Below are 17,481 nucleotides of genomic sequence, written 5' to 3' on the forward strand. Positions count from 1 at the left end.
CATTGTGAAATACCGCTTGTAATGCCGTCAAAAACCTACGGTCTTGATTTTGCACGGAAATTTTGGGTGAAAAAATTCTCGACATTTCGGCATCTATCGGTGGAGAGATCGTCGAACCAGTCCCTTTATCGCAGAGCCCGGCACAGACAACTTCTCAAAATACTACTGTTACGACGACCATAACCTTATCTACTGTCTTCGAACAGGAGTTCTCCAATCAGTGGGATATAGACGGCGTTGAACGACATCAAAAGTTTCATGGCGAGCGACGCCGGAGCATCAGCCCGATACCAGCAACGGCGCAAGCGTCGCGTCCACATCAATATCGACAACATCGAACCCCAGTCGAAGAAGATGTCAGTCGCCGATCGCACCGCCTTTCAAACGGAGATCGCCAAACAGCTTACCTCCGTCAAGCGCAGCACCTTTAGGGGGGACGTTGCGCTCAAACTCGATCTCGCCACGGCCAGCAAATCACCGGCGCACGCGCATACGATCGCCAAGAACCTTCTAGACCTTCTCGGTGACCGGATGACCGGCGTGGCTTGGCCGAAGAAGAGCCTTCTATACGGCGATGACAGCCAGATACAGGCGCTGTCAGTGATGTGTCGTCATGGCGAAGACCAGCCCAATGTTCGCATCGAAGCCAGGCCCTTTTCCTCCATGCTCGATGATCTGGAACTCGCGGCCATTGCTCTGCGAGACGGCGAAAACATGGAGTCGTACTATGAGCGGGAGCGCGAAGATGAATGGATCGACACCTACCGCGAGCTAATTCGAGACGAGAAACTTCAGCGCCAAACCCTCGGTGACGAAATGTACGAGGGATACTGCAAGATGGTCCGTTGGAGCGCTCAACGCGCGCTGCTCGGGCGTAGCGGCGTCGATATCTCCGTGTTGAGTTGGCTGTATGGCCTTCCCCGAGGCATTCCGACCGGGTTCGACAAATCCATGTGGGCCGGGTTGGTCGGCGACTCCAAGCTTCGGCTTCAGGTCGGCGAACTGCCGATCGCGACCGGCGGATCGTCAGCCTTCAAGCAAAAGGTGTCGGACGAAATCGACGCGTTCAAACAGCGCTGGGACTGGGTCATCAACCCGCTGGTGGTAGCTGTCGCGCTGGAGGTCGTCGTACGACCGAACCCAAAGACGCCGCCGGCGGTCTTGCATGACCTCGACAACATCGTCCGCGACTACCTCATTCCCGGGATCGTTCCCGCCTTCGGCACCGTCTCCGACCAACGCTGGACGATCGACTTCGCCGATTTGCGCGCACGCGACCCAAAGTTTGCCGACGCATGGGGACCAAACCCGACACCGCCGGCTGGAACGAGAAATGGCGTGACGCGGTACGAAGTCTGGCGCCTGCCAGCCGTCAAGGACGAGCCGGGGTTCGTCAGCGTCGCCCTTGTCGCCGATATCGACGCCAAGGGCGATCTCATGGACCAGATGGATGAACAGATCAGCGCATGGCGAGACAAGCTGTCGGACGATAGCCGCCTCCCATGGCAGCGGCGCCGATAGAACGTCGCGTCTAGCGTTCTAGCCTCACGCGCAGTCTGCGAGCGCGCTCTTGGAAAGCGCCTTCGCCGCCTTCTAGGATGTTGCACACCGTCTCCCTGATCGACGCGCTCTCCAGGCCACCAGACGTGTAGGTGATGGGAGGAAGAGCGCCGTGCGGATGCGGCCCAGACTCAGCGATGATGATCTGGTCCGCGTCGGTGTTGATCACCAGGTTCGCATTGTGCGTCACCATGATCACCTGACGGTGCGCCTTAGCCTCAACGAACAGATGCACCAGCTCATCGAACACCGACTTCGGGTCGAGGTTCTCTTCGGGCTGGTCGATCACGAGGGGGCGATCGTCGCTGTCATCGAGGGCCAGGTACAGCAGCAACAGGACGATTCCACGCGTGCCTGGCGACAGTTTCCGGATATCGACGCCGTCATAGTCGATGCCGTACCGGATCGAGATATGGTCGGTGCTGAAGAGCCACTGCGCGAAGCGCTTCGACCAGGCCCGGAACTCAGCCTGATCGGTGTGAGCGACCGGCGAATGATCGAGCAGATCCTTTTGATAGAGCCGTCGGAACTCCGCCATCGCAGCACGAACAGCGGCGGAATCGCCGGTCTCCCAGGCGGTTTTCAAAACCTCATGCGCCTTTTGAAGAAGCGTGCCCTTGCCCCGGAACGACCCGGCCTTGCGCAGATCGATGAGGCCATCTTCGGCTTCTGACGCCCACTGCTCGACATTCGCGATCCGGGCGACCGAGAACGATAGCTTCTTCAGCGTGCCGGATGACGCGGCCAGCCTCGCCATCAGCGGCGCGTACAGCTCTTCTAGAACCGACTGCTCGGCGACAAGAGCATCAAATGCTCTGCCATAGGCTTCCTCGCGTTCGGTTTGCAGATCACGCGCCCGATCCTTCGCGCCCTGAGCGTCCTTCAGCTTATCGGTGAGTGTCTGAAGGGCCGCGGTTTCCGTTGCGATGCTGCCGGACAAGGCGGTGTATCGCTTCTGCGTTTCCTTGTCGGCGCTGACCAGCTTCTCCAGTCGGCCCATTTCGGCGTCGAGGATGGCCTGCGACAGCGTGGTGAGGTCGGTATCGTCCGGGAAGAAGGGCTTATTGGGGTCGCCCGCGGGCGGCGCGACGCCCTTGAGTTCGGCAATCTTGCCGTCCACCCACTTCACATAAGTGGCGAGATTGTCGTCCACCTTGCCTTTGTAATCCAGCAGGAACGCCGCCCACTGCTCGGCTGTCATGCCGCTATTCGGATGCCGGGTCTGGGCCTGGCGAAGCGTCTCAGGGGCCTGATTTCGTCGGAGGTCTTTCACCTCGTCCTGCATCGCAAGGAAGGTCTGGCGCTGTCCCGTGAACCGGCGAAGTGTCGTCCGGATCTGGTTCGCCGCGGCTGCCAAATCCGTGTGCCGCTGCGCCCGAAGTTCGCTGCCCGCCGAGACCAGCTTGGCGCGGTCGGCCGTATAGGCGTCAATTAGCTTTTTCTTTTGCCCAACCTGCCCCTCGTAGCTCGCGGCGAGCTTTTCCTTCTCAAGTTCGGTGCCGATCCGATCGGAGATTTGCGAAACCGCGTCAGCCTCACGCTCCCGCGCGAGACGATGCCGTGTCGCCCGCTGCTCCAGCAGCTCCTCGAAATTCAGTGCGCCATCACGTTCCTCGTCGGGATGGGCTTCAAAAATCACGCGTTCGATCTCGCGCAGAAGGCCATCGGTCAGGCCGCTGGACGAGCAAAGCTCCTCGACAAACTGCTGCGAGAGATAACGCACGCGCTCGTAGGCAAACGGGCCGTTGGCGTCCGAGCCATTGAGGGAACGAACGCTTGGTTCGCCCGCCGCCCAGCTCACTTTGACTTTTCCCTCGCCGATCAACGGGCGCGCCCGGACAAGGAACGAAGGATTGGCCCATTCGTCAGCATTCCAGGACTCGTCCGTGATCGAGTCGCAACCTGCCGCAATCATGTCGGCCAATGCCGTCTTGCCCGATCCACGGGCGCCGATGATCGCCACCAAGCCGGGATTGAGCTGGATGATCGGCGTGGTTGCCCACGGCGCATCTAGGATTTCGATCTGCGAGATTACCTGCGACGGCGTGGCTGATGCTGGCGGCTCCGCGCCGACATGCGCCCGGCCACCTGGGTCGATACAGGCCTGGCGCAGTGCATCGAACTCAAGGGCGCCCTTGATCCACGAGAAGCGGTCGCCAAACGGCGTGGCTACGTCTTCCAGCTTATGGGCGTCGCTGCCATGCAGGCAGGGCTTGAGCCCGCCATATCGAGTGCGAATGTCCGCTGGCGCCAGATCACGCTTGCCGAGCCAAAAATCCCGCTGCGCCTCGCTGCTTGCGAAAATTACATGGGCAAATCCCTCGATCTCGCGCCGAAGGGTTTGATCAGCAGCCTCGCGCACCCCCGAAGTGCCGTCAGTGGCCCCACCAGCAACTGCGATAAGGATGTTCTTCTTCGCCCAGCCGCTTTCGGAGAACACTTCCCGCAGCTTCTGGAAATTCACCTTGAACTGGTTTGCCCCGTAGGACAGCGCCGCACGATCATCGGTGATCTTCGAGTCGGCCTTTTTGCCGAGGCGAATGAGATCGTCCTTGGTGCAATCGAAGCGATCTTGCATCACGTTGAACTGCAGCCGCGAAAGTAGTCGACGCAGCTCCTCAACGTGGTTTGGATCTTCCGGGCTTACGAAGAGGTGCAAGTTGACGAAACCGCCTTTGGCGGTCGCCACATCCAGCCGAAGCTCGACATTGGGGAATATGAGCTTGGCGCGCGGCAAGCGACCGGCGTCCCTTCGGCGAAGCACCTCTTCATAGGTATCCGTCACATAGTAGTCGGTCACCGCGATCGCTTCGATCACCGGCGTCGCCTGCTCAAGCGCCGTCAGGTAGTCTTCCCAAGCCGTCGGCCCGCTAAACTGGTTGTTCATCGCCGTACCCGGCGCGTGAATGTGCGGCTCCCACCGCCGCCACTCAGATCCCCGACTCATCATTCCCCCCAACCTATCTTGTTACTTGACCGTACTTGTAGCGCGCTCAGACGCTAGGGGCGACTTCACGTTGAGAACTTCACCGCGGCTGCCGACCAACGCGATTTCAATCCCAGCCATGGCGCATCGAGGCGCAAGGCGCTCGGCAAGCCGAAAGGTGCTGTTCGTGAAGGGGACGACCGCGACCTGTCGGCCCTGCAACGGTGCCGCCATCAGCATGCCGACCGTTTCGCAAAGGCCCTTGTATAGCCGTGACACCTGGCCAGGATGCCTAGTGTTGATGATACCGCCCTTGCATTCGGCCGAGATAATATGATCGCCGACCTCTGCAACGACATCGCCAAGACCTGATCTCGGATTGACGGTTATCGTCTGTCCGGCGGGATTCTCGTACACGCCGCCATAGGCTGTGGTGCCGATCGTGGAGATCTTCCGGAATCCGCGACGATCCAGCCAGCCGGTAAAATCGAACTGCTTGCCGTGCTCGCCATCAGGATGAATTCGAACGTGCTGCGCACCCTCTGAGCGGAGCAGGTGCATCGCGTAGGCAATCATCACGGCGCCCTCGTAGAGATGATGCTCATGATCGCCGTCGGCTTTGCCGACGCGATTGGGCGGCGGCGCCAGCGCCGTTACCAGGTCCTCAAGATCCAAAGGCCACCCCCTATCGCATCTGCCCGACACCCATTGACAGGCCGTTATAACCGGGCATATTTGCCCGGTAAAGGAGGCCCTGTCATGTTTGCCTATAATCCCGAGAAATTCGCGTCGCTGTATGAGACCGAACTGGGTCAGCGCATCTGGGCGTTCCTGACCCAAGATGACAATGTTGCCCGCCTGGAAACCGCCTCGCAGCTCGGCAAGCCGGCGGTCGAAGGGATCGAGGAGCAACTGCTTGCCGAGTTTCGTGAGGACATCCTTGCCGACCGCGTCAAGCAGATGGTCGGCCACATGGTTCGCCAGATTCTGGAGCAGCGCGACTGGGTTTTGGATCAGACCGACGTGAAGGTGCAATCTGTGCCGTTCAGCAAGGCCGCGCGCTATCGTCGGCCCGACTGGATCACCTTCCACGCGTTCCGCAACACCAGTGACCCGCGCGATGTCGTCATCACCGATCGCCGCCAGAATGCGCCCCTCCCGACCGACGCCCGATGGTCCTACTACGCGACCTTCGCCAGTCCGTTGAAGGCGGCCGTGGCGTTTGGCGTGCGCGACATCCGCCAGCTTCGCCAGCATGTGCATGCGCATGGCTACCAGCGGGTGCGCATCGAGCGGATGCTGCGGCGCGCATAATGTTCACGGCCGATCGCTCGCATGTTGCGCTAACCGACCGAGACGAACCCGTGCTGCTGGCCTGGCCGACACCGGGCAATCCGGGAGGATTCGTCAGGTTCGATAAGGCCACTGATTGGCGCGACTTCGTCGAGGGCCTCGGCATCGACGCACGGATTCCCGACATCGTCCGCGCAAAGTTTGCCCGCGCCCAGACACTCTACATGCTGGGCTGGGTCGATTTCAGCGTGGTGAAAGCCGGCGAACTCGCAGCCTTGATCGCCCTGGAGCTGGCGGTGATGGACCGCTACGGCGGGCAAGTCTCCAAGAGGAAGCGCAGTTTCGCCGCGCTGTTGAAATATATGGTGGATGCTGACGGGCTGACCGACAGGCAGATCCCAATGGTGACGCGCTGCGGCGGAACGGTCGTCGGTCAGTTAACCGGCGAGACGCGTCCAACCCTCGCCGAGCGCCGAAACATGCTGGCGCACGGCGACCCGTTTGACGGTCTGCCCACGGGCGGCCTCCTCGAACTGGTACGAGACCTCATCAACTTCGCCTACCGCCACTACATCGCTGAAGCGGTGAGCCTCGGCGCAACGCCGGCGTCGGCTGGACGGGTCTGATGCCGGCAAGCCCATCGATGATCGCTGCGGTCGAAGCTCTGTGGCGCATTCCGCGACCTGGCCCGGACAACCTTCTGGCCGCCCCCAGCTTCGTCGCGCTGAGCGAGCTGTGCCAAGCGGAGTATGGCGGCGGCAAGCCGGTCTTTGCATTGAGTACGGCGCTGCGCTCGCTCGGGCTGCCGTGTCATCTCCCTGCGAACTGTGCAGACCTAAGCTTGGACCCTGTTAGCGCAGCGAACGCGATCGACGGGGCCTACAAACGCAAGACCACGCTTCGGCGGCATCTGTGCCCACTGGATCTGGCGGACGACCTGCCGATGCTGAACTTCGGCAACGCCCGCGTTGCGGAATTCAGCGCCGACGACTTGGCGGACCTGTTCGACGCCCCGCGTCTTGCCCGCAACTTTCACAACCAGCCGTTCGAAGCCAAGCGCCTGGCGCAATTCCACTGGCTTGTAGTGGAAGAAGAAATCGTACTCGACCCTCGGCCCGAGGCGCGCACATCCCCGTTCATGTACATGACGTTCGACCGGGATTTCGGCGAGATCGATCCCCATCTTGGTCGTTTCCCGCCAGCGGTCGAAGCTGCGCTCTTCTTTCTGCTGCTGGCGCCGTGGGAACAGTGGTCGACGATGCAGGAAGTCGACTGGAGAGGCTTTCGGACGCCGTGGATTCACACGGTCGACGACGACCTGTTCATTCGACCGTCACCGCCGCCGAGTGCCGATAGCCTCAGCCTTGAGCCTTGGATCGTCCAGGACGATTGGGGCGACGACGTCGAACTTGAGCGACCGACCGCCTTGCGCCTCGATGAGGATGCCACGTCGGGACTGGCCCTGTTTACCGATAGCGCGTGGAGAGAGCTGGAAACGGCAAGGGCGACCGGTCTTTTTGAGACCCCGGTCGCGCATTTCCTCGTTCGCGCCTTTCTCGCCGATGGAATGGATGAGGTCATGGCGCACATGACCGCGATCGAGGCCGCCGTCGGTCTTGAGATGGATCACAAAAAGTGGCTCCGACCGAAACCTGACCCGCACAAAAAGCTGTCGTCCGCGACGGACCGTGTCGCGGCGCGCCTCGCCGCTGTCCTCGGTGACCGCGCCAGCGTGCAGGCCTACAAGGACCTCTTCGAATTGCGCAGCACATTCGTTCATGGGCGCGCCGGGCTCCAGAGGGTTTCGACAGCGCAGCGCGTTATGGCGCGAAGCCTGGCGCGCGGGGTTGCGCACGGGCTGGTCGAAGCCGCGTTGAAGGAAACACGAACGCGCACCGACGTGCTGAGCGATCTCCTCGATCGTGGCGCGCAATATCTGTAGAGCTTTTGGGCGGAATGGATTGATCGGTGATGCCCACGGAAAATGACTCTTTGCTGATCAAGCCCATCAGCCCGCGGCAATTCGAGCTTCACGCCCTTTCGCTTGAACAAGGTCCGAACTTCGAGCCATCGACGATCTTCACCGCCTACCAGGTTGGCCGCGGCAGTGCCTGCGGATGCATTCTCCTCGCTCAGGACAGCGGCGCGTTCAGCACGCTGGCATTGCGACGGCGCGTCGATCACCGCTGGGTCTGCGTCGATCAGCAGGGCCCGTTTTCTACGCCTGACCGGGCCCAGGACGCGCTCAGAATGGGCATGCGCGGTGGCGATGCGCCGGAGCCGCTTCCGCCAGGCGCGCGACGGCGCGCGCCCCTTATGAAGGTCGGACCCAAGGGCATTTCTCGGGAATTCGAGCTTTTGGCCGGGACGATCAGCCATGTGCCCGCGCTTGTCGCGGTCGGCGAATGCTACCTGGCGCTGCCCAATCCGGACGCGAACTTCGTCCCCGACCTGCAAACGAGCAACTTCGCCTCGCGCCTCTTCGAACTCTATCTGTTCGCCTGCTTTCGGGAACAGGGTCTGATCGTCAGGCAGGACTACGTCTCCCCGGATTTCGAGATAGAAAAAGACGGCGCGGTCTGTTGGATCGAAGCAGTCACAGCAAATTCCGATATCCCCCACGCTGGCGGGATCGGCGACTGGGTTCATGCGCCTGAAGACCGCAACGAGCGCCTCACGGGTGCGCCAGCGGAGCGGTTCGCCAAGACGTTACGCGGCAAACTCCAACGCAATTATCAGGCATCCGACCACGTCCGCGGACACCCATTTGCAATCGCGATCGCTGACTTCCACGAGTCCGGCTCCATGGTCTGGAGTCGCGAGGCGCTTCCCACCTATCTTTACGGTCTGCGGGCCGACGTCATCGGCGGCGGGACCTCTCGCCGCGCGATTGGAACGCCGATCACCCATTTGACCGGAAAGCACTCCATCCCCGCCGGTCTCTTCCGCGACCCCGAATTCGCTCATCTCTCGGCCGTGGTCTTCAGCAACGCTGGAACGATGGCCAAATTTAACCGCATGGGGTTCCTTGCGGGCTACCAGCCCAAAGGCCTCAAAATGATACGGAGCGGTAGCCTCTTCGACCGGAGGCCGGGCGCACTCGACGCGATCCCGTTCGAACTGGAAGTCGGCAGCCCGGAATATGCCGCCCTGTGGCCTTGGGGCGAGGCCTGGTGTCAGGAGCTGGAGGTCTACCATAATCCACTGGCAACCCATCCGATCCCGTTCGATCTGATTCCTGGCGCCACCCACTGGTTCAAACGCAACGGCGAAATCGAGTGCAATACGATTTGGGCGAACTCGGTGCTGTCATCGGTCACGCAACTGCGAATGCCAAAGGGGATGGACGATTTTGGCCAGGGCGACCCGCCCGCCTGAGCCTTATCAGATGTGCGCCTATATTCTTGACCTGCACTTGGATACGATCAAACTCGATGAGGGAACTTCGCTGAGTCATCGGGCTTTGGTGTAAAAGCAAAGTGTAGATCTGAATGACTAACCGGCTGACGCCGGTAGGATCATGAGGCGGGGCTGAAGCCATTTTTGTGGGTATGTTTGTCGAGATACCGCATGATGATGTCATCGGTGATGTTGCCGGAGGTGGTCGAGAAGTAGCCCCTTTGCCAGAAGCGTTGCCCCCAATATCGTTTGCGGATGTGCTCGAACTCCTGCTGGATTTTTCGTGACGATCGCCCCTTGGCGCGGCGCACGAAGTCGCTGACCGACACATGCGGCGGGATTTCGACGAACATGTGGACGTGATCGCGGGACAGCGCGCCGTTGATGATCGTCACGCCCATTTCTGAGCAGACCTGCCTGATGATCTCTCGAACCCGCAGGCGCACGTCGCCATGGAGCACTTTGAACCGATACTTCGGCGCCCACACGAGATGGTAGCGATGATGGAATGTCGTGTGACAACCGCTTTTATAGCGCATAGCCTGTAACCTCGGAAAAAACGGAAGACTTACGCCCTTCAGGCGGTCTTCCGTTTTTTCCGAGGTTACAGGCTTGCACGCGAGTCTGTGGCTGAAGCCAGTATCCGACTGAAGTCGGAGGGGTTCCTCCCCGGAAGAGGACTCTAAAGAGATTGAGCAACGGGTGACACGACCGACCACATATTTTGGCAGATGGGGTGACGTCCCGATCGATGAGGACGTGAGACCGTTCAGCATCTTCAACCCGGTGCGCGGCGACACCGGGCGGACGAACCGAAAGCACCACTTCATTTCGGTCACCTACATGGAGGGCTTCACCAACGAACGCGGCCGTGTCTATGTCTATCGCGCGGAGGCCCCCGAGACGCCGCACCCCATGCAGCCTTCCGCCATCGGATACGAAAACTACTATTACTCACAGCCGCTGCCCGAAGGCGGGCAGGAGAATCATCGGTTCGAAGATTTGTGGGGCTCCATCGAAACGGTGTGGCCTGAGACAGTCCGCGCGTTACAGGCCCGGCGGCTGTCGCCAGCGATCTCGTTCAATGTCCAGGGCATGCAAGCGATCATGCGCGCGCGCGTGCCGGCCACACGCGACCGGGTCGCTTTGATGCTCGAAGCGAAGCTCCGCAGCGAATTCAAGATCCTCGAAGAACTCGGCGCCTTGCCGCCAGAGTATGAGCGCTACGCCGGCCAGTTCGACACCATACCCGTCGGCATCAACCCGCATGAAACACTCTTGGCGATGGAAGACGAGTTCAAGACTTTCGGCGATCTCTGCTTCCGGCTCTGTTTCGAGGTTCTTCACAACGCAACCGACACGCCATTTCTGGCGTCCGATAATCCGGTCTGTAGCTATGATCCGAAGCAAACGCTCTCTGCGCGCCGGCCGTATGATCACTCTGGCGAGGTCGAGCTTATTTTTCCGATCACGGCACGCATGTTGGTGCGCGGCACGAGCAAACGAGGCCCGGCCAATGCCATCTCCCGTCATCGGACCATCACCGACAAGCAGTTGATCCGCCGTCTCAATCGAACAATCGCTCAGTTTGCGTACCGGATGACCATTGCTCAGGATCGATCGAGCGACGATCTCGTGCACGCGCATGCTGCCCGCGTTCCAACGATCCAGACGGACGTCCGGCGCAATGGCAAGGAGGTCCGAATCCATGTTCGGGACGTCTTTGGTCCTCGGCCGGTGCTATCCCAGTATATCGACACGCCCGAGAAGGCTGCCCGTCTTGAGGCCAGGTTGGCGGCTGGAAAATGAGCGAACAGTGGCTTGAGGCGCGTGCGCCGGGATATCGCGACCTTCCCGAACCGGACCGCCGCGCCATCTTTGACTTCGCCTTCCTGTGGAGTCTTTTCGAAGCCCAGGTCATGGCGAACTTCGCCCGTGCTGACCGCATCCGCGCCAAAGTGGACGAGTGGGCGGCAGCGGGCACTCTCGATGCAGACGGCTATGCCGCCGAACTTACCTATTTCCGCAATCGGTACTTCGCCGAGGGTGCGCTGACCTACCACTTCCCCCATCTTGGTCTCCGGCCCTCTGACCATCCCGATCTCGTGCAGGCGGTGATCGAAGGCGTGAACGACGATCCTCGCGACCGGATGCTGGCGCTGCTGATGATTGTCTGGCGGTTCCGCAACAACCTCTTCCATGGAGCGAAATGGGCCTATCAGCTCCGCGATCAGCGGGAGAACTTCACCCGGGCGAACCTCGTCCTGATGCGCGTGCTCGAACACCACGGGCAACTTGGCTAACTTGTCGTGCGCACAGCTTGAGATCGGGAGTGTACCCAAGCTGAAATGCCGCCTGACTGCTCCTTAGTCCTCAACAGCCGCATCAAGCCACATGAACAGTTTGGACACCGGCCTTGCCCAAAAGGCCGTACAGCGTCGCGATCTTTGTTCGGGCGCCGCGCCGCGCGCAGTAGGTGAAAACAACGCGCTGCTTGGCGCGGGTGAAAGCCACGAAGAATCCGGCCGTCGCTTCGATCTGATCGCCGGCAAAACTCCACCATGCGCCATCGTCCAGCCCGACGAAGATGACGCTGTGATATTCGAGCCCTTTGCTCTTATGGATCGTCATCAGCGGAATCGCATGAACGCCTTCATAGGCATCGAGAGCTGATGACCAATCGACGCCACCGGCCGACGACGCGAGCATATGCACGGCGGTCGCATCAAGCACCATTTCGAGCCAGCCGCCCTGGCCGTAGGCGGGATGAACCGCGATCAGTCGTTCTCGGCCGATAAACGCTAGAATGTCGTCCACGATGGATCGCGCTATCGCCTTTGATTTTGGTGGGGTGGGATAGGTGGCGCTGAGTTTGATCGCATAGGCGTCCAGTTCACGGGCGAGTTTGGTCTGCGCGCCCTCTTCATCAGGCGCGACACCACGAAGGGCGGCAAGCGCCTCCTGACAGTCCGTCCAGTACCGTCCCGCCCGTTTGGACATAGCAAGGCGCAGAATGGCGATGATCAGTTCAGATGCTTCTTCCGCAAGCAGTTCTTGCAGCATCACCGCGCCGACAGTCCCGGCCTCGTTGCGCAGGGGAATACCGGCGGCCATGAACGCTGGTTCGAGGACAGCCGCGTAGTCGGCTGCCTTCTGGCGGACAAGCAGAACGAAATCGCGCGGGCCGAGCTTGTGGGTTTTCATCTCGGCGGCAACGAACGCCGCCAGGCGATCCGCCTCGATCTCCGGTGTTGAAAAGTCCCAGATCGCACAACTGTCGCCGGCGATCGTGCCCACGGTCTTCGATACTGGCGCTACGGCGCGGGCGTCCAAAGCTTGAGCCAGAACGTGCTGGATGCGCACCAGCTCTGGCGACGAGCGATAGTTGTTAAAGAGCGGCGTCAGCTTCCCGCCAAAGTCGGCGTCGAAGGCGCTGAAGGGATCATCCATCGCCATCGCCCAGCGCATGATCTGCTGCTTGTTGTCCCCAACGGCAGTGATCACCGTATCGGTGCCGAGGAAGATGGTGCGAACCAGATCATATTGAATCTGCGTCGTGTCCTGGAATTCGTCCATGAACAGGTGTGAATAGGTCAGGCGAAGCGCGTCACGCGCCATCGGATTGACCCGTAGCAGGAGTTCGGCGAGCCGCCCAATCATGGGAAACGACAAGACGCTCTTCTTCCCCTCGTGAAGCGACGTTTGCCACAAGCGGTCCGCCGCCCATTGGCCCGGCGTCGGCTTTGGCCAACCGTCCACCGGGAGTGGCGATCCAACCAGATGACGGCGCTCGAAAGCCTTCACCGTGATGGCTTGGATATCAGCATAAGTGCCCACCGATGCCGGCGGCGTGCCGACCTGCTGAAACAGGAAGTCGCGGTAATCCCGATCATTGGGAAATATGATTTCGTAGTCGGGCCGTGGCCGCCAGCGTTCGGGCAGCGCCTGACCAAAGCGATCAATGAGCCCTTTCGCAAAGGCGTCGAACGTCATGGAATCGAAGCGCCCGGCATGATTGCGATGGCAGCGCTGACGGACCCGCGCCGCGAGGTTGGTCGCAGCATCTCGCTTGAAGCTGATCGCGAGAATACGCCTTGGCGCAGGTGCGGCGCCGGTCTGGAGGAGATAGGCGGCGCGTTGCGCCAGCAATTCCGTCTTGCCAGCACCCGGGCCGGCGATGACGGAACGATTGTCTGCCGAGCGGACAACCTTCAACGCATTCGCTTCGAGCGCATCTACGCCCACCGGCTTCCAATCATCCGGGCGAACCCGTCGCGACAGCACGGCCATGGCTAGTCCCGCCGCAACGACTTGGCGATGTGTCTGAGAACCTCGGCCAGAACCGAAGGCATTTTCTCGGCCAAGTCCTTTTTCTTGATATGCGTAAGGGCCGCGAGGTGCGTTGCCGGCTTGCTGTTGGTGAGAAAATGATAGCGGTATGCAGGAAGAAGCGACGGATAGTCCTTAAACGGCCCGGTGTAGAGCGTGAGCCCCGGCCCTGCTGTCCCGAGCACCACTTCCGCCGCCTTATCGGCGGCCATCTTCGGACCGCCGCCCTTGGGGATGATCGCGTTGTAGGCGTCGGGGAAGGCTTCGAGCATGGCCAGGTCAAGGTCGAGCGGCGCTGAGAAGTAGACGCCATACGGCTTCAGGCAATTGACCCAGCCTTGCAGGATTTTACGATCCTCCGGATCTTGCCAAGTGTGCATAGCCGCAAATCGCTCGTCGGAAAGCACACCGTCATCGAGTTTCAGGAGTGTGGCCTTTGGTACGCCGAATTCGATGAGCTTCTCGATCGCCGTCTTCACTCGGCCAAAACCGCCACCATCGCGCCCCAGATCGAGATCGAGAAGCGTCGCGTGCGGGATGGCGAGATGTTTCAGCAACCGCCAGAAATGCTGCACATGCCGCCCGCCCAACGGCACGATGGCGACGAAGGCAGGATCGATCAGAAGATCGAGCGCGTCGGCCAGGGGCGGCAGGACGATCCGCTCCGAGTCGCCTTCGACGAGCAGGACGAACCGAGCGAAATAGAGTTCAGGATAGGCGAGCATCGCGCCACGGACGAACTTGGATGCCTCGTCAATTCCCGGCGGGATTATGATTTTTTTGACCGTCGAGACGCGCGTCTCCGGATCGCAGCGGCAGTAGCGGACCTCACGCGGATTGACGCGGCTCAGCACCGCCGGCGAATGACTGGTGACGATGGCCTGCGCGCCACCGGCATCGGTCAGCGAACGGACTTGGCGAATGATCCGTGCGAGGAAGTAAGGGGAGAGATGGTTTTCAGGCTCTTCCAGCGCGAAGAGCGTGAGCGCCGGGATGCGCAGCGTGTCATCGCGGAAGCCCTCGACTGTGCCCGCGACAACCTCGCGCTCCAAATCGAAGACAGAGGCGGCCAGGGCGAAATAGAAGAGCGATTGCTGCCCATCGCTCAGGGCGTCAAGACCACGTTCCTGGCCGTCCGGTCCCTGCTCGAAGATGACGGCAATCTTGTTGACGACGTCCTCAAACCGACGACTGACCAAACTGAGCCGGGGTTTTGTATCGACGACATCATCGTGAAGTCCTGACCAACGCGCCTGCAAGGCTTTGCCGATCGCGGCAATTGCCGACTCGCCCTCGAAAGCCGTGGCCAGATTTTCGGTGGCTTCCTGAACGGCCTCCTCCGTGTCGGATGACCATTCAATCGCGCGGAGCAGACGAGCAGCGAGAGCCCCTGTGGTCGCCTTGATCTGAGCCGCCGCATCGCGGCTGGCAGGCGTGTAATAGAGTTGGATCAGGCCGCGATCCGCCGCCGAGACCGGGTGACACTTGTCTTCAGCCGGATCATCGTCAAGCGTATCGACCCAGAAAAGTTCCTGCGAAACCTCGCCCTCGACCGTACCGTCATCTTCCCATCGCGCTTCGAGACGCAAGCGACAGACCGGAGATTCGCCCTCCCGTTCGATCTGCATATGCCGGAATGAGGGAGCGATCGTCTCCGGGGTTGCGGTGCCGTCGGCCAATTCGGGCAAGCCAATCAGCACGTCGATGAATAGATCCTTGGGTTCACGATCGTCCGGATCGTCGCCGGCACCTAAGTGGAAATCCGAACGCTGAACGGTGCGCTGCGCCCGCGATACGCCAAACAACTTCGACAGCGCGTGCAGGAGCGCGGTCTTACCCGCTGCATTCGGGCCAACGACGGCCGTGATTTCAGATGAGATAGACACCGTGATCGGATCGGGGCCGAAACAGCGGAAGCCGGACAGAGTTACAGATTCGAGACGCACAGGCTTCCTTCCGTCAGGCGGCAGTGGGGAGCGGGTCGGTGCCCTCGCTCAGGATGGCGAGATACCCCCGGTAACTGAAAACGCGGCCCCGTTTGCGGCCGGTGACTTCTTCGACGATGCCGAACCGCTCTAGATCGGCGAGCGCTGCGTTGACGGTAGGGGCAGAGAGGCCCGTCTGCTGGACGAGCTGGTTGGCGGTCAAATAGGGATTCTGCTGAAACAGATCGTGGATGCGCAGCGCCGAACCCGCCCGATCGCTTTCCACTGTGATGCGTTCGCGGTCTTCCTTGAACAGCTCGACGATCCGGGTGGCCGCATCGAACGCCTGATTGGCAGTGTCCGCGACGCCCGTGAGAAAGAAGTCGAGCCAGGCTTCCCACGCGCCATGCTCGCGCACTTCCTGAAGCAGGCGGTAATAGTCGGCGCGATGGGTTTTGAGATAGAGGCTCAGATAGAGTAGCGGTTTGCGCAGCACGCCGTTGACGCAGAGGTACAGCGTGACGAGCAAGCGGCCGATCCTGCCATTGCCGTCCAAGAACGGGTGGATGGTCTCGAACTGAACATGCAGCAAACCCGCCTTGATCAGGGCGGGCAGCCGCGAGCCTTCCTCGTGCATGAAGCGCTCAAGCGCATCGAGACAGGCATCCATCTCGGTCGGTGGCGGCGGCACGAAGAGCGCATTGCCGGGACGAGTGCCTCCGATCCAGTTCTGCGAGCGCCGGAATTCGCCGGGACTCTTCGTGCCGCCTCGCCCGCTCTGCAGTAGCCGCGCGTGCATTTCACGGATCAGGCGCAACGACAGTGGCAGGTGTTCCAGCCGCTCCAGCCCGTACATCATGGCATCGACATAGTTCGAGACTTCGCGGATGTCGTCGATCGGTTGGCCGGCTTGTGCCTCGGTTTCGAAGCGGAGCAGGTCCGAAAGTGTCGATTGCGTGCCTTCGATCTGGGACGATAGGACGGCTTCCTTCCTCACATACATGTAAAGGAACAGCTCCTGACGCGGGAGCAGCATGGTGATGCCGTCCAGGCGCCCCAAGGCGCGTTCCGCCAGACTCAGCCGTTCCAGCAGGGCAAGCACGTCGATCGAAGGTTCCGGCGGCAAGCGCGGCGGCACGAAGGCGCGCACGATCTCGCCCGCAACGGGCGTTTCAACAAAGCGGCCTAGCCGAAGATTGGGGTCGGGTTCAGACATGAGCCCAATATGGAGCTGCACTCTTATTTAAGCAATGGCCGCTTGGCTTAAATAGGAAACAAGCTAAGGTAAGCGCTCTTAAATAAGGAGCGATACCACAATGGGCGGGTACACTCAGCGAGTTCGTGACAGTATTCTTCCGCTTTCAGTGGCTGGAACCCTGCCGACTGCCTTTGGCGAGTGGTCCTTCACCGAAAACACGGTGGATCATGAGTCGCCCATCGAAACCTGCGAACTCTGCGGTCAGCAGGATCTTCGCTACCACTTCGAGATCGCCAATCAATATACCGATGCGACGCTCTGGGTGGGCTCCCATTGCATACTCCAGTTTGACGTGGCGGTCCTGGAGAAAGGTCGGCGTCTTTCGCCAACGGAGGCGAAACGGCACCTCACCAAGCTTACCCAGCAGATGCAGTTGGAATCCTGCATCCGCACCCTTGAGCAGCTTGCCGCGAAAGAGAGCAATCCCATTCTGTCAGGAGCGCTTGATTACTACCGTAAGAACAAGAAGCTCACCCCCAAATATGCCGCCGTCGTTTTCTGGAAACTCCAAGCTTTCAACGTCGATCATCACCCGTCCTTCTTTCAGGTCGAGCTTCGTCGCGCCCAGCACATCGATGATCTGCGGCAAATGCCGACCGCGCGTGTCCATCGTTTCTGGAGCGCATTGACGACGGCGCAGCGTCGCAAGGCTATTGAACTCGGGCATTCTCCACCACCAGGATAAACCCCACGCGATCAGGATTCACGGACTTGGTATCTCGGCCATCCAAATCCTGATCCGGTCCTTTGCGCCCGGCCTCCGCTTTGCTCTGGCCGGTCCGATTGCTTGG

Annotated in this window: 14 protein-coding genes; 8 read left to right on the forward strand and 6 right to left on the reverse strand. The window is 60.7% G+C overall.

The window, feature by feature from the left end:
• Positions 1 to 237: 237 nt before the first annotated feature.
• Positions 238 to 1,521 carry a hypothetical protein gene (locus tag SAMIE_RS19545; protein WP_197724651.1) on the forward strand — a complete coding sequence of 428 codons (1,284 nt, stop codon included), beginning with the start codon at positions 238 to 240 and terminating at the stop codon, positions 1,519 to 1,521.
• A gap of 10 nt (positions 1,522 to 1,531) precedes the next feature.
• Here the strand turns inward: SAMIE_RS19545 and SAMIE_RS19550 are convergent, their stop codons facing one another.
• A complete protein-coding gene (locus tag SAMIE_RS19550) occupies positions 1,532 to 4,510 on the reverse strand; it encodes a TrlF family AAA-like ATPase (RefSeq protein WP_066696398.1) in 2,979 nt (992 codons plus the stop codon).
• A gap of 18 nt (positions 4,511 to 4,528) precedes the next feature.
• Positions 4,529 to 5,161 carry a hypothetical protein gene (locus SAMIE_RS19555; RefSeq protein ID WP_066696400.1) on the reverse strand — a complete coding sequence of 211 codons (633 nt, stop codon included), beginning with the start codon at positions 5,159 to 5,161 and terminating at the stop codon, positions 4,529 to 4,531.
• A gap of 84 nt (positions 5,162 to 5,245) precedes the next feature.
• Here SAMIE_RS19555 and SAMIE_RS19560 point away from each other — a divergent pair, with 84 nt between their 5' ends.
• Genes SAMIE_RS19560 through SAMIE_RS19575 form a run of 4 tightly spaced genes read left to right on the forward strand, consistent with a single transcriptional unit; the run spans position 5,246 to position 9,157 of the window.
• The gene (locus SAMIE_RS19560; protein WP_066696403.1) at positions 5,246 to 5,800 is read left to right on the forward strand and encodes a hypothetical protein; all 555 of its coding nucleotides are present in this window, start codon (positions 5,246 to 5,248) and stop codon (positions 5,798 to 5,800) included.
• Positions 5,800 to 6,405 (forward strand): hypothetical protein, encoded by a 606-nt coding sequence (locus SAMIE_RS19565; RefSeq protein WP_066696408.1) that lies wholly within the window; start codon positions 5,800 to 5,802, stop codon positions 6,403 to 6,405. The genes SAMIE_RS19560 and SAMIE_RS19565 overlap by 1 nt, the downstream gene beginning before the upstream one ends.
• A gap of 17 nt (positions 6,406 to 6,422) precedes the next feature.
• Entirely contained in the window at positions 6,423 to 7,721 is a 1,299-nt protein-coding gene (locus SAMIE_RS19570; RefSeq protein ID WP_232037316.1) for a hypothetical protein, read from the forward strand.
• 26 nt (positions 7,722 to 7,747) lie between these two features.
• The gene (locus tag SAMIE_RS19575; RefSeq protein WP_217998366.1) at positions 7,748 to 9,157 is read left to right on the forward strand and encodes a hypothetical protein; all 1,410 of its coding nucleotides are present in this window, start codon (positions 7,748 to 7,750) and stop codon (positions 9,155 to 9,157) included.
• 140 nt (positions 9,158 to 9,297) lie between these two features.
• Here SAMIE_RS19575 and tnpA read toward each other — a convergent pair whose 3' ends face one another.
• Positions 9,298 to 9,717 (reverse strand): IS200/IS605 family transposase, encoded by a 420-nt coding sequence (gene tnpA / locus SAMIE_RS19580; protein ID WP_066696419.1) that lies wholly within the window; start codon positions 9,715 to 9,717, stop codon positions 9,298 to 9,300.
• 220 nt (positions 9,718 to 9,937) lie between these two features.
• Here tnpA and SAMIE_RS19585 point away from each other — a divergent pair, with 220 nt between their 5' ends.
• Both SAMIE_RS19585 and SAMIE_RS19590 read left to right on the forward strand, forming a co-directional pair.
• Positions 9,938 to 10,987, forward strand: coding sequence for a DUF4238 domain-containing protein (locus SAMIE_RS19585; protein ID WP_232037317.1), 1,050 nt, complete (start codon positions 9,938 to 9,940; stop codon positions 10,985 to 10,987).
• Positions 10,984 to 11,481, forward strand: a complete 498-nt coding sequence (locus tag SAMIE_RS19590) for a hypothetical protein (protein ID WP_066696425.1) — start codon at positions 10,984 to 10,986, stop codon at positions 11,479 to 11,481. Before SAMIE_RS19585 ends, SAMIE_RS19590 begins: the two co-directional genes overlap by 4 nt.
• A gap of 82 nt (positions 11,482 to 11,563) precedes the next feature.
• Here SAMIE_RS19590 and SAMIE_RS19595 read toward each other — a convergent pair whose 3' ends face one another.
• Genes SAMIE_RS19595 through SAMIE_RS19605 form a run of 3 tightly spaced genes read right to left on the reverse strand, consistent with a single transcriptional unit; the run spans position 11,564 to position 16,648 of the window.
• Complete coding sequence (locus SAMIE_RS19595) at positions 11,564 to 13,468, reverse strand: UvrD-helicase domain-containing protein (RefSeq protein WP_066696427.1); 1,905 nt, start codon at positions 13,466 to 13,468, stop codon at positions 11,564 to 11,566.
• A 2-nt stretch (positions 13,469 to 13,470) separates the two neighbouring features.
• Entirely contained in the window at positions 13,471 to 15,453 is a 1,983-nt protein-coding gene (locus tag SAMIE_RS19600; RefSeq protein WP_066696429.1) for an ATP-dependent nuclease, read from the reverse strand.
• Between the two features lie 13 nt (positions 15,454 to 15,466).
• Positions 15,467 to 16,648, reverse strand: coding sequence for a Fic family protein (locus tag SAMIE_RS19605; RefSeq protein WP_066696432.1), 1,182 nt, complete (start codon positions 16,646 to 16,648; stop codon positions 15,467 to 15,469).
• Between the two features lie 100 nt (positions 16,649 to 16,748).
• Here SAMIE_RS19605 and SAMIE_RS19610 point away from each other — a divergent pair, with 100 nt between their 5' ends.
• Entirely contained in the window at positions 16,749 to 17,375 is a 627-nt protein-coding gene (locus tag SAMIE_RS19610) for a hypothetical protein (RefSeq protein WP_066696435.1), read from the forward strand.
• Positions 17,376 to 17,481 lie beyond the last annotated feature (106 nt).

This window comes from Sphingobium amiense (assembly GCF_003967075.1).
Taxonomy (GTDB): domain Bacteria; phylum Pseudomonadota; class Alphaproteobacteria; order Sphingomonadales; family Sphingomonadaceae; genus Sphingobium; species Sphingobium amiense.